The 16,817-nt window shown below is 71.6% G+C and carries 12 protein-coding genes; 7 read left to right on the top strand and 5 right to left on the bottom strand.

Going from position 1 to position 16,817, the window contains the following annotated elements; translation table 11 throughout:
• The first annotated feature begins 65 nt into the window (after positions 1 to 65).
• Positions 66 to 1,223: an acyl-CoA dehydrogenase family protein gene (locus IE278_RS26495; RefSeq protein WP_189775835.1), complete on the top strand. Its 1,158-nt coding sequence runs from the start codon at positions 66 to 68 to the stop codon at positions 1,221 to 1,223.
• A gap of 46 nt (positions 1,224 to 1,269) precedes the next feature.
• Entirely contained in the window at positions 1,270 to 2,154 is an 885-nt protein-coding gene (locus IE278_RS26490) for an acyl-CoA thioesterase (RefSeq protein WP_189775780.1), read from the top strand.
• Positions 2,155 to 2,158: 4 nt separating this feature from the next.
• On the opposite strand, the gene IE278_RS26485 is transcribed toward IE278_RS26490, so the two are convergent.
• Together IE278_RS26485 and IE278_RS26480 are read right to left on the bottom strand one after the other, a co-directional pair.
• Entirely contained in the window at positions 2,159 to 2,956 is a 798-nt protein-coding gene (locus IE278_RS26485) for a phosphatase (RefSeq protein WP_189775779.1), read from the bottom strand.
• A 604-nt stretch (positions 2,957 to 3,560) separates the two neighbouring features.
• Positions 3,561 to 5,096, bottom strand: coding sequence for a PucR family transcriptional regulator (locus tag IE278_RS26480; RefSeq protein WP_189775778.1), 1,536 nt, complete (start codon positions 5,094 to 5,096; stop codon positions 3,561 to 3,563).
• A 161-nt stretch (positions 5,097 to 5,257) separates the two neighbouring features.
• Between IE278_RS26480 and IE278_RS26475 the strand changes: the two genes are divergently transcribed.
• The 3 genes from IE278_RS26475 to IE278_RS26465 are packed head-to-tail and all read left to right on the top strand — an operon-like array spanning position 5,258 to position 9,389.
• A complete protein-coding gene (locus IE278_RS26475; protein WP_189775777.1) occupies positions 5,258 to 6,739 on the top strand; it encodes a sodium:solute symporter family protein in 1,482 nt (493 codons plus the stop codon).
• Positions 6,736 to 7,704, top strand: a complete 969-nt coding sequence (gene speB, locus IE278_RS26470) for an agmatinase (RefSeq protein ID WP_189775776.1) — start codon at positions 6,736 to 6,738, stop codon at positions 7,702 to 7,704. Before IE278_RS26475 ends, speB begins: the two co-directional genes overlap by 4 nt.
• Positions 7,701 to 9,389, top strand: a complete 1,689-nt coding sequence (locus tag IE278_RS26465) for a thiamine pyrophosphate-binding protein (protein WP_189775775.1) — start codon at positions 7,701 to 7,703, stop codon at positions 9,387 to 9,389. The genes speB and IE278_RS26465 overlap by 4 nt, the downstream gene beginning before the upstream one ends.
• 74 nt (positions 9,390 to 9,463) lie before the next feature.
• On the opposite strand, the gene IE278_RS26460 is transcribed toward IE278_RS26465, so the two are convergent.
• The 3 genes from IE278_RS26460 to IE278_RS26450 form a co-directional block, all read right to left on the bottom strand.
• Entirely contained in the window at positions 9,464 to 10,882 is a 1,419-nt protein-coding gene (locus tag IE278_RS26460) for an FG-GAP and VCBS repeat-containing protein (RefSeq protein WP_189775774.1), read from the bottom strand.
• 209 nt (positions 10,883 to 11,091) lie between these two features.
• A complete protein-coding gene (locus IE278_RS26455; protein WP_189775773.1) occupies positions 11,092 to 11,895 on the bottom strand; it encodes an endonuclease I family protein in 804 nt (267 codons plus the stop codon).
• A 238-nt stretch (positions 11,896 to 12,133) separates the two neighbouring features.
• Positions 12,134 to 14,416: an ArnT family glycosyltransferase gene (locus tag IE278_RS26450; RefSeq protein ID WP_189775772.1), complete on the bottom strand. Its 2,283-nt coding sequence runs from the start codon at positions 14,414 to 14,416 to the stop codon at positions 12,134 to 12,136.
• Positions 14,417 to 14,651: 235 nt separating this feature from the next.
• Here IE278_RS26450 and IE278_RS26445 point away from each other — a divergent pair, with 235 nt between their 5' ends.
• Positions 14,652 to 15,569, top strand: coding sequence for a serine hydrolase (locus IE278_RS26445; protein WP_189775771.1), 918 nt, complete (start codon positions 14,652 to 14,654; stop codon positions 15,567 to 15,569).
• Between the two features lie 125 nt (positions 15,570 to 15,694).
• A complete protein-coding gene (locus IE278_RS26440) occupies positions 15,695 to 16,756 on the top strand; it encodes an esterase-like activity of phytase family protein (RefSeq protein ID WP_189775770.1) in 1,062 nt (353 codons plus the stop codon).
• The last annotated feature ends 61 nt before the right edge of the window (positions 16,757 to 16,817 follow it).

Genomic DNA, 16,817 nt, shown 5'->3' with positions numbered 1-16,817 from the left:
GGCCTGAGCAAGCGCTTAGGTATGCGCTCGGACATGGAAACTTGAGCCAGGCGGAGGTGGCGGCGGTGCGCCGTACGGTGTTCAGTGAGGATCACGAGGCGTTCCGGGAGACCCTGCGCGCCTTCATCGAGGCCGAGGTCGTACCGGTCTACGACGAGTGGTTCGCGGCGGGCCAGGCGCCCCGCGACTTCTACTACAAGCTCGCCGAGCTGGGCGTCTTCGGCATCCGCGTGGACGAGGAGTTCGGCGGCGCCGGCATCGACTCGTACAAGTTCGAGGCCGTGATGTACGAGGAGACGGCCCGCGCGGGTGTCTCCTTCGGCGGCTCCGGTGTGCACGTGCTGCTCGGCCTGCCCTACATCAAGGCGCTCGCCACCGACGAGCAGAAGAAGCGCTTCCTGCCGAAGTTCGTCTCCGGTGAGGAGATGTGGGCCCTCGCGATGACCGAGCCGGGCACCGGCTCCGACCTCGCGGGCATGAAGACCACCGCGAAGCTCTCCGAGGACGGCACCCACTACGTCCTCAACGGCGCCAAGACCTTCATCACCGGTGGCGTGCACGCCGACCGCGTGATCGTCTGCGCCCGCACCTCCGCGCCCACGGCCGAGGACCGCCGCTTCGGCATCTCGCTCTTCGCCGTCGACACCAAGGCCGAGGGTTACTCGGTCGGCCGCAAGCTCGACAAGCTCGGCCTGAAGACCTCCGACACCGCCGAGCTGGCGTTCGTCGACGTGAAGGTCCCGGTCGAGGACCTCCTCGGCGAGGAGAACAAGGGCTTCTACTACCTCGGCGGCAACCTGCCCTCCGAGCGCTGGGGCATCGCGTTCGGCGCGTACGCCCAGGCCGCGGCGGCCGTCCGCTTCGCCAAGGAGTACGTGCAGGAGCGCACGGTCTTCGGCAAGCCGGTCTCGCACTTCCAGAACACCAAGTTCGAGCTGGCCGCCTGCCAGGCCGAGGTGGACGCCGCGCAGGCCGTCGCCGACCGCGCACTGGAAGCCCTCGACCAGGGCGAGCTGTCGGCCGCCGAGGCCGCGTCCGCGAAGCTGTTCTGCACCGAGGTCGCGCACCGCGTCATCGACCGCTGCCTCCAGCTGCACGGCGGCTACGGCTTCATGAACGAGTACCCGATCGCCCGCCTGTACGCGGACAACCGCGTCAACCGTATCTACGGCGGCACCAGCGAGATCATGAAGTCGATCATCGCCAAGAACATGGGCCTGTAGGGCGCGCGACAACATCCGGGAAACGACTGCACGGTACAACTGACGCATGAGTCAGGCACTTGAGGGACTGCTCGATCTGCTCGACCTGGAGCGGATCGAGCAGGACATCTTCCGCGGCCAGTCGCGCTTCGCCGTCGTCCCGCGCGTCTTCGGCGGGCAGGTCGCGGCGCAGGCACTGGTCGCCGCGGGGCGTACGGTCCCCGCGGACCGGCTCGCCCACTCCCTGCACGCCTACTTCCTGCGGGCCGGGGACGCGGGCGCGCCCATCGTCTACACCGTCGACCGCATCCGCGACGGCCGGTCCTTCACGACCCGCCGGGTGGTCGCCGTCCAGCACGGGCAGCCGATCTTCCATCTCTCCGCGTCGTTCCAGACGTACGAGGAGGGCATGGACCACCAGGCGGCCATGCCGCCCGCGCCCGACCCGGAGACGCTGGAGACCACGGCGGAGATGCTGCCGCGGTACCTGGAGGCGTACGGGGACCAGGGCGTGGCCCAGCGGATGCTGGAGGCCAGGGCGGCTGTCGACCTCCGCTACGTGGACGCGCCGCCGTTCGCGAGCGTCGGCGAGCCGCGCGAGCCGCGCTCGCAGGTCTGGTTCCGCACCAACGGCAAACTCGACGGCGTGATCGACGAGCCGCTGCTGCATGTCTGCCTCGCCACGTACGTCTCCGACATGACGCTCCTGGACTCCGTGCTGCTCGCCCACGGGCGGGGCGGCTGGGTCACCGGGGACGTCGTCGGGGCCTCCCTGGACCACGCGATGTGGTTCCACCGGCCGTTCCGCGCCGACGAATGGCTCCTGTACGACCAGGAGTCGCCGTCCGCGTCCGGGGGGCGGGGCCTTGGGCAGGCCCGTATCTACACGCGGGACGGGCGCCTGGCGATCACGGTGATCCAGGAGGGCGTGGTCCGCGTCCCGCGGGACTAGGCACTCACTCGTTGCCGGTCAGACCGGCCGCGTCCAGGAGGTACGCCGTCATCGGGTCGTAGTGGCGGGGGCTCGTGACGTGGTCGTCCAGGGGGACCGTCACCTGGACCGTGCCCTCCGCCTCCGCGAGGAACAGGGCCGGGTCGTTGCAGTCCGCGTACCCGACGGAGTCCACGCCCAGCTGGCCCGCGCAGCCCGCCCAGCCGTGGTCGGCTACGACCAGGTCGGGCAGCGGGCGGCCCTCGCCCTCCAGGCCCTTGAGGATCGCGCGCATCGGCTCGCCCGAGTGGGTGTGCCACAGGGTCGCGCCGTGCTCCAGGACGGCGACGTCGGCGAACTGGAAGACGTAGCCCTCGTCCGTGGTCAGCCCGTCGGGGATGACGACGATCTCGCAGCCGGCCGTGCGCAGGGCGGCGGCGGTGGCGCGGTGCACGTCGAGCAGGCCGCCCGGGTGGCCCGTCGCGAACAGCACGCGCTGTCTGCCGGCGGCGGCCTTGCGCAGGCGGCCCGCCATGCGCTCCAGCGCGTCGACCGTCAGCTCCGGGTCGATGGTGTCCTGGCCGTACCGGTACTCCGGGTCGTCGTTCACGCCGCACCGCTCCGCCATCACCGCGAGGACGTCCTGCTCGTCGGTCCAGCGGTCGCCGAGCTCCAGACCGAGCCAGTAGTTGCGGTCGCCGTTGGCCAGCTTGCGGTAGTGGGAGAGGTTGTTCTCGCGGGGGGTGGCCACGTTGCCCGCGATACGCGTCTGTACGAGGTGGTCGAGGAGGTCGGCGCGGCTGGGGGTCACGGGTATCGGCATACCCCCATTCTGCCGGTGCGCTCCGCTGGGTGGTGCCGGGTATCGAACCGTGGGATTTGAGTCACTCGGGGGTTTGGGGGCGGGGTGCGGTTTTTGTCGGCCGAAGGCCGATGGGGTCTTGCCGCGCAGTTCCCCGCGCCCCTAGTAGGACGGGGCTGCGCCCCGGGCCCCGGCGGGTGGGTCGGCCGGCGGCGGGTGGGTGGCTGGTTGCGCAGTTCCCCGCGCCCCTGGGGGGTGGGGGTGGGCCCGGGTGTCGGGTGCGGGCCGTGTGCGGGGACGTTGCGCAGTTCCCCGCGCCCCTGGGGGGTGGGGGTGGGCCCGGGTGTTGGGTGCGGGCCGTGTGTGGGGACGTTGCGCAGTTCCCCGCGCCCCTAGGGGGTGGGGCTGGGGCTTGGTGGTTGGGTGCTGGCCGTGTGGGCTGTTGCGCAGTTCCCCGCGCCCTGTCGCGTTTGCGCGTTCGTCCATAAACGCCGGCGAGCTGAAGATGTCGCCGACGGTCCGCGAATCTTTCAGCCCGTCCGGCGTTTGAGGACCGGGGGTTCGGGGGCGGAGCCCCTGAGTGCGGGATGGGAATGGGTAGGGGCGGCGGGGGCGAGGAAAGGGGTTACGCGTGGCTCAGGGCGAACCATAGGTTCATTCGGACGTCCGGGTCGTCCAGGTCCGTGTTCAGGAGGGTCGCGCAGCGGGCGATCCGCTGCCGCACCGTGTTGCGGTGCACCGACAGCGCCACCGCCGTGCGGTCCCAGCTGCCGTGCAGGGAGAGCCACGTGCGAAGGGTCTCCACGAGCGCGGCGTTCCCGGCGATGGGCGCGAGCACCGTGCGCGCGTGCGCCGCCGCCTCGGCCGGCGGAACGAGCCCGGCCAGCCCCGGCCGATCCCCGTGCCGCACCAGCCGCGCCCGCGTCGCCCGCGCCCGGGACAGCGCACGAGCGGCCTGCGTATCGGCAACCCCCCACTCGCGCGCCCCGACCACCGCACTCACCCCGCACGTCCACCCGGCCAGGGCCCCGGCCACGGCCCCCGCCTCACGACGGCCCGCCGGCACGAGGACCCGTACGACGTCGCCCGCCACGTCGACCAGCGGAGAGCCCAGCGCCGCGCCCAGCGCCGACGCGGCGACGGCGTCCGGCGCGGGCCCGTCGGGGAGCGCGTGCACGACGACCCACCGCTCACCGGCGTCCAGCAGCGGCGCGACCTCCTCCGGCGCGGCCCCCAGCAGCAGGCGTACGAGCGCCGAGGAGCGGGCCGCGCCCGTGCTGCTCTGGTGCTCACCGGTGAGGAGGGAGAGAAGGACGGCGCCGACCGAGGCGATCGTGTGGTCGCCCGGGTCCCGGCGCGGGGCGGCCACGCCCAGCACGAACCCCTGGCCCGTACCGAGCGCGTACGCGGCGAGATGGACACCGGCCACCGTGTCACTCGCGGAGGAGGGGGAAGGGCCGGAAGAGCCTGAACCGGGGCCGCCCTCACCCGCAGGCCGCACCACCCCCGCCAACCCCGCCAGCGCCACTCCCACCTCTGCCCCCGCCCCGGCCCCGGGGCCCGGCAGCCGCCCCGCCGAGGCCACCTCGCCGCCGTCCGGGGCGTACAGCGCGGCGCGTCCGCCCACCCGCTGGGCGAGCTGCCGGAGCACCGACGGCACCGGGTCCGGGCGCGCCGCCGCGGCGGCCAGGCTCTGCTGGGCCTCCGTGACGCGGCGCAGCTCGGTGTGCCGGGCCTGGGCCATGAGCTGCCAGACCGCCCGCGCCACCCCGGAGAAGGTCGTGCGGGGCGGCACCTCCACGAGCGGCAGCCCGTACTGGTCGCAGGCCTCGACCAGCGCCCGCGGAACCGTGTCGTGCACCGGCGCCACCCCGAAGCCGAGGGCGGCGCCCCCCGCCTCGACGATCCGCGACACGTACGCGTCGAAGTACGTGCCCGACCCCGCCGCCTCCGGGATGTGCACTCCCGCCGTGAGCAGCAGCTCCCCGCCGAGCAGGTACGGGTACGGGTCCGCCATCTCCGAGGTGTGCGCCCAGTGGATCACCGTGGCCGGATCGCGCGGCCCGGCGATCTGCCGCAGCCCCAGATCCTCCCGGGCCAGCAGCGCGGCGAGCGGCACGGGCGGGGTGGGCGGTACGGCAGGGACAGCAGCGTCCGGCATGGTGGACCTTTCCTCCATCCGATCCAGCGACAGTGGATGAAACGTACACTTCAGCGTTGCTTTCCGGCCACCTATCGTCGTGGCGACCGGAGACCGCGGGTACGGGCAGCAGCTCCCCCCCCGGGTGCACACGAGCGATCAGCCAGGAGCAGGAGGGCCGTATGGCCGTCGACTACGCAGTGATCGTCGTCTACCTCGCCGGGATGCTCGCCATGGGCTGGTGGGGCATGCGCCGCGCCAAGTCCAAGAGCGACTTCCTGGTCGCGGGGCGGCGGCTCGGCCCGACGATGTACTCCGGCACGATGGCCGCGATCGTCCTCGGCGGCGCGTCCACCATCGGCGGCGTCGGCCTCGGCTACCAGTACGGGCTCTCCGGTGCCTGGATGGTCTTCACCATCGGCCTCGGCCTCCTCGCCCTGTCCCTCTTCTTCTCCGCGCGCATCGCCCGGCTGAAGGTCTACACCGTCTCCGAGATGCTCGACCTGCGCTACGGCGGCCGGGCCGGCGTCATCTCGGGCCTGGTCATGTGGGCGTACACGCTCATGCTCGCGGTGACGTCGACCATCGCGTACGCCACGATCTTCGACGTCCTCTTCGACATGAACCGGACGGTCGCGATCATCCTCGGCGGTTCGATCGTCGTCGCGTACTCGACGCTCGGCGGCATGTGGTCGATCACCCTCACCGACATGGTGCAGTTCGTCGTCAAGACCATCGGCGTGCTGCTACTGCTGCTGCCCATCGCCGTCGTCAAGGCCGGCGGCTTCAGCGAGATGAAGGCGCAGCTGCCCACCGAGTACTTCGACCCGCTCGGTATCGGCGGCGAGACGATCTTCACGTACGTACTCATCTACACGTTCGGCATGCTCATCGGGCAGGACATCTGGCAGCGCGTCTTCACGGCGGGCAGTGACAGGACCGCCAAGTGGGGCGGCACGGTCGCGGGCACCTACTGCCTGGTGTACGCGCTCGCCGGCGCCGTCATCGGCACGGCGGCCAAGGTCCTCTACCCGAAGCTGGCCAGCCCGGACGACGCCTTCGCCACGATCGTCAAGGACGAACTGCCCGTCGGTGTAAGGGGGCTCGTGCTCGCCGCCGCCCTCGCCGCCGTGATGTCGACGTCCTCCGGCGCCCTCATCGCCTGCGCCACCGTCGCCAACAACGACATCTGGTCGCGGCTGCGCGGAGCCGTCCGTCCCGGAACGCCGGAAAGCGGTGCCGAGGGGCATGACGAGGTCCGGGGCAACCGCATCTTCATCCTCGTCATGGGCATCGCCGTGATCTGTACGGCCATCGCCCTCAACAACGTCGTCGAGGCCCTGACCGTCGCCTACAACCTCCTCGTCGGCGGCCTCCTCGTGCCCATCCTCGGCGGTCTCCTCTGGAAGCGCGGCACCGCCCAGGGCGCCCTGGCCGCCGTCGCGGTCGGCGGTCTCGCGGTCGTCGGCCTGATGGCCACGTACGGGATCCTCGCGAACGAGCCCATCTACTACGGGCTCCTCGCCTCCCTCGCCGTGTACGTGATCGTCTCCCTCGCCACGCCCGCCACCGACGCGGCGGTGCTCGCCGCCTGGCGCGAACGCCTCGCGGGCCGCGGCTCCGAGCCCGCCGCCGAACTCAAGGAAGAGAGTGTCACCCGATGAACAGCAACGAGACGCCCCGCGGGCCCGTCGACTCGTCCCGCGTACCGCGGTACGCGGGACCTGCGACCTTCGCCCGGCTGCCCCGCCTCGACGAGGTCGGCACCACCGATGTCGCCGTGGTCGGCGTGCCGTTCGACGCGGGCGTCTCGTACCGGCCCGGGGCCCGCTTCGGCGGGAACGCGATCCGCGAGGCGAGCCGGCTGCTGCGGCCCTACAACCCGGCGCAGGACGCCTCCCCGTTCGCCCTCGCGCAGGTCGCGGACGCCGGTGACATCGCCGCGAACCCGTTCGACATCAACGAGGCCGTCGAGACCATCGAGGGCGCCGCCGACCAGCTGCTCGGCACCGGCGCCCGGCTGATGACCCTCGGCGGCGACCACACCATCGCGCTGCCGCTGCTGCGCGCGGTCGCCCGCAAGCACGGCCCCGTCGCGCTGCTGCACTTCGACGCGCACCTCGACACCTGGGACACCTACTTCGGCGCCGAGTACACGCACGGCACGCCGTTCCGGCGGGCCGTCGAGGAGGGCATCCTCGACACCGAGGCGCTCTCCCACGTCGGCACCCGCGGCCCGCTCTACGGCCGCCAGGACCTCACCGACGACGAGAAGATGGGCTTCGGCATCGTCACCTCCGCCGACATCTACCGGCGCGGCGCCGACGAGGTCGCCGACCAGCTGCGCCAGCGCATCGGCGACCGCCCGCTGTACATCTCCATCGACATCGACTGCCTCGACCCGGCCCACGCGCCCGGCACGGGCACACCGGAGGCGGGCGGCATGACCTCCCGCGAACTCCTGGAGATCCTGCGCGGCCTCGCCTCCTGCCACCTGGTCTCCGCGGACGTCGTCGAGGTCGCCCCCGCGTACGATCACGCCGAGATCACCTCCGTCGCCGCGTCCCACACGGCGTACGAGCTCACGACCATCATGTCCCGCCAGATTGCAGAGGCCCGAGCGCAGTGACCCACGACCACGACCTGGTGCTCCGCCCGACCCCGGAGCAGACGGAGGCCGCGCTCAACCCGCCGCCCGGCCGCAACGGCGGAGACCTGGTCGTGGAGACCCTCACCGGTCTCGGCGCGACCACCGTCTTCGGGCTGCCGGGACAGCACGCGCTCGGCATGTTCGACGCGCTGCGCCGCTCCGACCTCGCGTACATCGGCCTGCGGGTCGAGAACAACGCCGGGTTCGCGGCGGACGCGTACGGCCGCATCACCGGTGAGGCCGCCCCGCTGCTCCTGTCGACCGGCCCCGGCGCCCTGACCTCACTGGCCGCGCTCCAGGAGGCGGCAGCCGCGAGCGCCCCCGTGCTCGCCATCAGCAGCCAGATCCCGAGCACGGGACTCGGCGGCGGCCGGCACGGCTACCTTCACGAACTCCCGGACCAGCAGGCCTCGTTCAGGGGCGTGGTGAAGTCCGTCCACACGGTCCGTACGCAGTCGCAGATCCCCTCCGCCATCGCCGAGGCGTGGGAGTCGGCGCTGACCGCCCCGCACGGGCCCGTATGGGTGGAGATCCCGCAGGACGTGCTGCTCGCGCAGACGGCCCTGCCCGTCGTCACCGCCGTGGACGCCGCGCCCCACGACCTGCCGCCCCGCCCCGAACTGACCGCCGTGGCCGCCGACCTGCTCGCGAACGCGGCCCGCCCGGTCATCATCGCGGGCGGCGGAGTCGTACGTTCCGACGCGTCGGGCAAGCTGAAGCAGCTCGCCGAGCGGCTGAACGCGCCCGTCGTCACCACCTTCGGCGGCAAGGGCGCCTTCCCCTGGAATCACCCGCTCTCGCTCCAGTCCTGGCTGGAGGACCGGCACACCACGGACTTCCTGGAGGACGCCGACGTCCTGCTCGTCGTCGGCTCGGGGCTCGGTGAACTCTCCTCGAACTACTACACGTTCAAGCCGCGCGGCCGGGTCGTCCAGATCGAGGCCGACCTCGGCAAACTGGAGTCCAACCACCCCGCCCTCGGCATCCACGCGGACGCCCGCCTCGCCCTGTCGGCGCTCCTCGAAACCATCACGGAGAACCGGCAGGACGCGACGGCCGCGGACCGCGTACGGACCGTGCTCGATCTCGTCCGTGAGCGGATCGACGCGCAGGAACTCACCCTGGAACAGCGGGTGCTGGCGGCCGTCAGGGAAGCCCTGCCGGACCGTTCGGCGAGCTTCTGGGACATGACGATCCTCGCCTACTGGGCCTGGTCCGCCTTCGACGCCAAACGCCCCAACACCATGCACTCCGCGCAGGGCGCGGGCGGCCTCGGCTACGCCTTCCCGGCGGCGATCGGCGGCGCGGTCGCCGACCCCACCCACCCGGTCCTCGCGGTCTCCGGCGACGGCGGCGCGCTCTACTCCATCGCCGAACTCGCCACCGCCAGGCAGCACAACCTCGACGTGACCTGGCTGATCGTCGACGACGGCGGGTACGGCATCCTGCGCGAGTACATGACGGACGCCTTCGGGCAGTCCACGGCCACGGAACTGACCCGCCCGGACTACGTGGCGCTCGCGGAGTCCTTCGGCGTACCCGGCGTACGGACCACCGCGGACACCCTCGCCGACGACCTCGCCAAGGCCCTCGCCACGCCGGGCCCCTCGGTGGTCGTACTCCCGGCGCTGCTGCGGATGTTCGCGCCGACGCACCTGGACTGAACCGGACATGACGGTGGGGCGGCACCTGGCCGCCCCACCCTCTTCCCCGTTGCCCCCGTTGGTCAGACGGTCGCTCAGCGCAGGTGCGCGCCGAAGTGCGCCGCCGTGGCGGGCGCGCCGAGGTCACCGGCGCCGAACGCGAACGACGAGGTGGCGGTGAGGCCGCTCGCCGTGCCGTTCAGGATCCAGACCGCGCCGTTCTGCTCGTTCTCGGCCGTGGAACCGGCCGCGAGGTCGCGGTGGCCGTCGCCGTTGAGGTCGAGGAGCGCGGTGCTCACACCGAACTCGTCGCTGTTCTCGGCGACTCCGGGGACACCGGCGGTGTTCTGGTGGAAGACCTGCGTCCCGGCGCCCGTGGCACCGGCGGCGCTGCCGGGGACCAGGGCGACCGAGCCGGTGTCGTAGATGTCGCCGACGTCCTCGCCCGGGATGCCGAGCGCGATGTCGGCGTAGCCGTCACCGGTGACGTCCGCGACCGAGACCGACCCGCCGATCTCGTCCTCTTCCTCCTCGGCACCGGGGAACCCGGGCGAGTCCTGGTTGAAGGTCTGGACGCGGTCCTCGGACAGGCCGGTGGCCGAACCGAGAGCGACCTTGACGGTGCCGCTGCCCCAGTCGTTGCCGACCACGACGTCGTCGAAGCCGTCGTTGTCGACGTCCCCGACGCCGGTGCCCATCTTGTTGCCCGCGGCCTCACCGGGGACCCAGGCGCCCTTGAAACCCGCGCTGCCGCCGCCGAGGAGCAGACGGTTGCCCCAGACACCGTCGCCCTCGTAGTGGTAGGCAACGATGTCGTCCTTGCCGTCACCGTTGACGTCGCCGGTCTCGGTGGAGCGGACGGGCCCGCTGATCGACTCGCCGGACTTCAGGAGGGGCAGGGTGGAGGCGGGCGTTCCGGCCCGCGAGACGGGGCCCTTCCACACGGTGCCGGTGGCGTTCACAGGGTCGTCGCCCTCGACGGCCTGGTAGGCGAAGAGGGTGAGGTCCGTCTTGCCGTCGCCGTCGAAGTCACCGGTGGTGGGGGTCCCGTACCCGGCTACGGCCGTACCGCCGGTGAGTCCGGAGGCGGAGCCCCACAGGATGACGGAGCTGGCCTTGCCGCCCGCGATCACCAGGTCGCTGAAGCCGTCGCCGTCGAGGTCGCCCTTGCTGAAGGTCGACCCGAAGCGCTCGCTCGCGACGGCGGAACCGGGAACACCGCTGGTGGAGCGGCTGATGAGCTTCTTGTTGGCGGCGGACACGCCGGTGGCGGAGCCGTACGTGACGGCCACGTATCCCGCCTTGGCCTTGCTGGAGATCGTGGCGTCCGGGGCGCCCACGACCAGGTCGGCGTAGCCGTCGCCGTTGAAGTCGTCCTGCGCTGCCGCGGACCCGGTGGCCGCCTGCGCCGCGCCGGCGGTGAGGGCCATCGCGCCGAAGCCTCCGGCGAGCAGCACCGCGGCTGCCAGGGGCGCGGTGAGGGCGGTACGGGTTCGGCGGTGTGCTCGGGACATGCGTGAGCCTTTCGAATCGATCGTCAGTCATCGGTCGGCGGATTCCGCTTCGCGTGCGGAAGGCCGCGTTCACTGAGTTCGACTCGATCGGGGCGTTCCCGGTTGTGCGCCTCGATGTCATGGTCTCGTAACCGAGGAGACAGCTGTGGCGCCGAACTCCCGGACGGTGACCGGGGGTTCGGCGCCACTCACTGTGGGTCCCTGTGGCTCTACCAGATCGCCTCGACCCACTCCGGGTGGTCGATGAACGGGTTCCGGTTGTGCTGGTAGTTGCTGTAGATCAGTTCGTTGCGGCGGGTCTCGGAGGTGCTGGGCGGGTCCTCGTCGTTCCACTGCTTCAGCACCGAGAGGCGGCCGTGGTACGGGACGCTGCCGTTGGTGACGGCGTCGTTGGGCTCCAGGTCGGCCCAGGAGTCGTCGCCCTCGTAGCGGACGGCCATGTAGAGGATCATCCGGGCCACGTCGCCCTTGACGGCGTCGCGCGGCTCGAAGGAGTTCGAGTCGGTGAGGCTGCCGCCGCTGTTGGTGAAGCTGCTGCCGCCGTTGTCGAAGTCCTTGTTGCCGCGGATGCTGTTGACCTGGACGTCCTCGGGCCGCAGGTGGTGCAGGTCCGTGCCGGGGCCCGCGGAGGTGCCGAAGTCGCCGTGGGACTGGGCCCAGGTGTGCTCGCGGTTCCAGTTGCCGGTGTTGCCGCCGTTGAGCGTCTTGCTGCGGGAGATGCCGGAGTAGAGCAGGACCACGTTGCTGCTGTTGTTCGGGTCCTGGTCGGTGACCTTGAGCGCCTCCCAGACGGCGGAGTACGAGATCTTCGTCTGGCTGCTGATGATCGTGTGCAGTGAGCCCTTGAGGGCCGTGCCGGTCTTGCCGATCGCGTTGGCGTAGTACGTGTCGTCGTACGCGGTGGTGGTGGCCGCGGCGGGGGTCGCGGCGACCGTCGGGAGGGTGAGACCGACGAGGACGGCGGAGACGCCGGCAGCCAGCGCCTTCCACTTGCCTGCGTGCGTTACGGACATGGGGGGTGCCCTTTCCCGAGAACGGCACGCGCGGGGACGCGGGGCCCGGAGCAACGGGGCCGCGTTCTACGCGTGTTGACACTTCGGTCAATCGGGAGAGTGGCATGGACATGAGGTCGGTCCGGTAACGGAGAGGAGTCGGTTGTGTGACGTTCTCGCATACGACGCAACCCCTGGCCGTTTCCGGTCCAGGGGCTGCGAAGTGCCAGGGTTTTCCTCAACTGGCTTAGGGGAGGCCCTAGTTGACGTCCTTGGCGTCGAGACGGTAGAGCGCTTGAGTGTTCTGCGAGTCGGATGAGTCGGTCGACGACGAGCCGGATGACGCGTTCGACGACGAGTCGGCTGCGTCGGCCGAGTCGGCTGATGCGTCGTTGCTGTACTCGCTCGCCTTCACCGCCGTGCCGTGCTTCTGCACCCAGGCGGTCACCTCGGCGCTGACGCTGTCGGAGTCGCCGCCGCCCATGCCGCCGCCTCCGCCCATGCCCTGGCCGCCGAGCTGGATGTAGTGCAGCTCGCCCTTCCTCACCAGCTCCTTCAGCTTGGCGAGGGTCATGGCCTTGTCGCTGCCGGACCAGCCCCACATGGAGATGACGGGCTGCTTCGTGCTGACGATCAGCTGGGCGGCGCTCTGCGAACTGGACACGGCGACCAGCCACTTGGCGCCGTCGCGGTGCTTCTCCAGGTACGAGGTCATGGCGCTGTCGGCGCCACCGCCCATGCCGCCGCCCGCGCCGGTCGGCGGGGTGCCGGTCTGGCCGCCCTGGCCGCCCTGCTCCTGGCCGTCGCCCTGCTGCTGGCCGGTGGGGGCGCCGGTCGGGGCGCCGCTGGGGGCTCCGTTGGGCGGCGTGCCCAGCTGGCCGCCGCCCGGGGCCTCGCCACCGGCTTCCGCGCCGCCCTGCAGGCCGCCTTGCTGCTGGCCGCCGGGGGCCTGGCCGCCGCCGGGGAATCCACCCCGGCCGCCACCGCCACCGCCGCCGGGGCCGCCGCCCATGCCGCCACCGGTGGTGGGGCCGGCGGTCGGGTTCGTACCGTTCATGCCGCCGCCGGAACTCGCCGTGACGGAGGCCGCGTACGCCGTGGGTCCGGCGAGGGAGGCGACGACGGCCGCGGCCACGGCGCCGGTGAGGAAGCGGGCCTTGCGCCCGGACCGGAAGAGGAACAGGCCCACGATCGCCAGGACCATCACCACCGCGACGGTCGGCCACAGCCAGGTGTTCCAGCCGGAGGCGCGCCGCAGCAGGACGACGGCCCAGACGCCGGTGGCGGCGAACGCCACGGGCAGCACCCAGGACCAGACCCCGGACCAGCGCTTGACGTCACCGGCGCGGAAGGCGCGCAGGAGCATCGAGCCACCGCCTCCGCACAGTGCCGCGATGCCGGGGGCGAGGGCGGTCGTGTAGTACGGGTGCATGGTGCCTTCGGCGAGGCTGAAGGTGAGGTAGTGCAGCACGGTCCAGCCGCCCCACAGGATCAGCGCGGCGCGCGTGAGGTCCGTACGGGGGGCGCGTCCGCGCAGGACGAGGCCGCCGACGAGGGCGATCGCGGAGAAGGGGAGGAGCCAGGAGATCTGGCCGCCCAGCACCTCGTTGAACATCCGGCCGATCCCGGCGGTGCCGGAGAAGCCGCCTCCGCCGCCCCCGCCCCCGCCGCCGTTGCCCTCGCCGCCGAGGACGCGGCCGAGGCCGTTGTAGCCCATGATCAGGTCCCAGGCGGTGCCGTCCGTGGAGCCGCCGATGTAGGGCCGCGACGAGGCGGGGACGAAGGACACGGCGGCGGCCCACCAGAAGCTGGAGACCGCGAGGGCGACGGCGGCGACGGCGAGATTGCGCACGCGGCGTACCCAGCCGCCCTGAGCCGCATACAAGTACACGGCGAAGACGGCGGGCAGGGCGATGTACCCCTGGAGCATCTTGGTGTTGAAGGCGAACCCGAAGCACACGGCCGCGCCGACCAGCGGGAGCAGCTTGCCGTTGTGGACGGCGCGCAGGGCGAGGGCGGCGCCTGCGACCATGAGCAGGACGAGCAGGGTGTCGGGGTTGTTGTCGCGGTTGATGGCGACGGTGATCGGGGTGAGCGCGAGGACGAGCGCGGCGACGGCGGCCGGGCCGTGGCCCCAGACGCGCTTGACCGAGGAGTGCAGGATCCAGATCGTGCCGAGGGCGGCGGCGACCAGCGGCAGCATCATCTGCCAGGTGCCGTACCCGAAGACGCGGCAGGACAGGCCCATCACCATCAGTACGAAGGGCGGCTTGTCCACGGTCATGAAGTTCCCGGCGTCCAGCGAGCCGAAGAACCACGCCTTCCAGCTCTGCGTGCCGCTGAACACGGCGGCGCTGTAGAAGCTGTTCAGGCTGGAGGAGGAGAGGTTCCAGGAGTACAGCACGCCGGCCAGGACGAGGATCGCGCCCAGCACGGGCAGCGACCAGCGTGGCGCCTTGTCCGGCCGCGCGGCCGGCTCGTCGGACGGCGTCGAGGGGACGGCCTCGGGGGCGTGGGGGTACGGATCGGTGGCAGATGTCACGAGGTCATCGTGCGCGGCCGTTGTTGGCGGGACCTGTGCTGAACCTGGGCCTCACCTGTGACCGACAAAACCCCGTCGAGCGCATCCAGGCCACCGCCCAGCTCCGTCATCTGGCCGCCGCATCCCCGTGCCCGTCCACGAGGATGCGTACAACTTCCAGCCACCTCCGTGAGTCAAGGGTGGCGAGTGCGCCGGGGGCGCACTCGTGCGTATTCAACGGGGATGGGAAGAATTCATGACTTACCGGATATCGCGGCGCAGCCGTGTGCTCTGCGCGGGACTGGGCGCCGGCGTGCTCCTGCCGCTGGCGGTGGCCGCGACACCCGCCGCCGCGGCCACGACACCGCAGGTCACCTGCACGTCGAGCAAGCCGGCCCTGGCGGTCAAACTCCAGAAGGACATCACCGCGGCCCTCGCGAGCCGCAGGGGCACGGTCGCCGTCGGTCTCCGTGACCGTACGACCGACACCACCTGCACCCTGCGCCCGACCAAGGCCTACGACTCGGCGAGCATCGTCAAGGTGACCGTCCTCGCCACACTGCTGTGGGACGCCAAGAAGCACAACCGGTATCTCACCCAGCGCGAGTCCGACCTCTCCACGGCCATGATCACCAAGTCGGACAACGCGGCCACGACCAAGCTCTGGAACCAGCTGGGCGTCACCAAGGTGAAGGGCTTCCTCGCCGCGGCCGGTATGACACAGACCAAGCCCGGCGCGAACGGCTACTGGGGGCTGACCCAGATCACCGTCCAGGACGAGCAGAAGCTCCTCGCGCTCCTCACCGCCAAGAACACGGTGCTGAGCGACAACTCCCGCGCGTACACGCTGAAGTTGATGAACAAGGTCGTCTCCTCGCAGCGCTGGGGCACCCCGGCGGGAGCCCCCGCCGCCGTCTCGGTCCACGTCAAGAACGGCTGGCTCTCCCGGTCCACGCACGGCTGGCGCGTACACAGCGTCGGTACCTTCAAGGGCGGCGGCCACGACTACACGATCTCGGTCCTCACCCACGACAACAGCACGATGAACTACGGCGTCACCACCATCCAGGCCGTGGCCCGCGCCATCCACAAGGACCTCGTGCCGACCGCGACCCAGCGCTACACGCCGACGACCACCCCGAAGGAGGCGTTCCCGGCGGCCCCACCGGCCTGAGCCACAGGCCCGACCCGCCCCGCCTGATCCGCCGGCCGACGCCCACCGAGGGGGACGGACGAGCCGCTGTCCGGAATTCACGGCCCGTACCCTCCCCCTCAACCGGCTCCCCCTACCGTGACGCCATGCGTCCGAGATCCGTACTCGCTCCCCTCGCGGCCACCCTCACCGCCGGCCTGGCGGCAGTCACCTGTGTCGCCGGGCCCGCCGCCGCCCAGAACGCCCCTGCCCGCAACGCCTGTTCCCCCACCGTCTCCATCGAGCGCTTCTCCGACGCCCTCGACAAGACGACGTACGAGGGCACGTTCGTCGGCAACTTCTCCGCGCTGGCCGTGGACCGCGACGGCGCGATCGCCGCGCTGTCCGACCGGTCCGCCCTCTTCACCCTCGACCCGAAGACCCTGAGCCCCCGCTCCGTCGTGCCGCTCGCCGACGAGAGCGGCGCCGCGCTCGACTCCGAGGGGCTCGTCGTCGACCGCGACGGCACGCGGCTGGTGTCGTCGGAGACCGAGCCGTCGGTACGCCGCTACAGCCGCGACGGCGCCATCCTCGACCGCCTCCCCGTGCCGGACGCCCTGCGCGTCGCCCCGGCCGGCCGCGCCACCACGAACCAGACCTTCGAGGCGCTGACCCTCCTCCCCGGCGGCCGCACCCTGCTGGCCGGCATGGAGGGCTCCCTCTCCGGTGACACGGCGGGCATCGTCCGCCTCCAGACCTGGCAGCGCCAGAGCAGCCAGAGCAACCCGCACAGCCATGGGCACCGTGACTTCCGGCTCGGGGCCCAGTACGGGTACCGCACCGACACCGGGCTCGGCCTCGTCGAGACCGCCGCCACCCCCGACGGCCGCCTCCTCGTCCTGGAGCGCGGCTTCACGGCGGGCGTCGGCAACACCGTCCGCCTCTACCTGGCCGACCTCCGCCACGCCACGGACACCTCCCGCGTCGACACGCTGACCGGCCAGAAGGGCGTACGCCTCGTCCGTAAGACCCTCCTCGCCGACATCGCGGACTGCCCCTCCCTCGGCGCCACCGCCAAGCAGCCGCAGCCCAACCCGCTCCTCGACAACATCGAGGGCATGACCATCACCGGCACCACCCGGGGCGCCCTGCGCGTCCTCCTCGTCAGCGACGACAACCAGGGCGCCACCCAGACCACCCGCTTCTACTCCCTCCAGGTACGCCCCTGATTGTTGCGGAGGGATGAAATCCGCTTCGATCCGTGTTGGTGCCTTCCGGACGATCAGGACC

The organism is Streptomyces tauricus (assembly GCF_014650955.1).
Classification (GTDB): domain Bacteria; phylum Actinomycetota; class Actinomycetes; order Streptomycetales; family Streptomycetaceae; genus Streptomyces; species Streptomyces tauricus.
Note: the sequence above shows the minus strand (reverse complement) of the source record. Positions and strands in the feature narration are given on the sequence as shown.

Excerpts from the sequence above, each read along its gene's own strand:
- IE278_RS26455 (WP_189775773.1), bottom strand. The coding sequence starts at position 11,895 with ATGTCCGTAACGCACGCAGGCAAGTGGAAGGCGCTGGCTGCCGGCGTC.
- IE278_RS26475 (WP_189775777.1), top strand. The coding sequence starts at position 5,258 with ATGGCCGTCGACTACGCAGTGATCGTCGTCTACCTCGCCGGGATGCTC.
- IE278_RS26485 (WP_189775779.1), bottom strand. The coding sequence starts at position 2,956 with ATGCCGATACCCGTGACCCCCAGCCGCGCCGACCTCCTCGACCACCTC.
- IE278_RS26460 (WP_189775774.1), bottom strand. The coding sequence starts at position 10,882 with ATGTCCCGAGCACACCGCCGAACCCGTACCGCCCTCACCGCGCCCCTG.
- speB (WP_189775776.1), top strand. The coding sequence starts at position 6,736 with ATGAACAGCAACGAGACGCCCCGCGGGCCCGTCGACTCGTCCCGCGTA.
- IE278_RS26480 (WP_189775778.1), bottom strand. The coding sequence starts at position 5,096 with ATGCCGGACGCTGCTGTCCCTGCCGTACCGCCCACCCCGCCCGTGCCG.
- IE278_RS26490 (WP_189775780.1), top strand. The coding sequence starts at position 1,270 with ATGAGTCAGGCACTTGAGGGACTGCTCGATCTGCTCGACCTGGAGCGG.
- IE278_RS26440 (WP_189775770.1), top strand. The coding sequence starts at position 15,695 with ATGCGTCCGAGATCCGTACTCGCTCCCCTCGCGGCCACCCTCACCGCC.
- IE278_RS26445 (WP_189775771.1), top strand. The coding sequence starts at position 14,652 with ATGACTTACCGGATATCGCGGCGCAGCCGTGTGCTCTGCGCGGGACTG.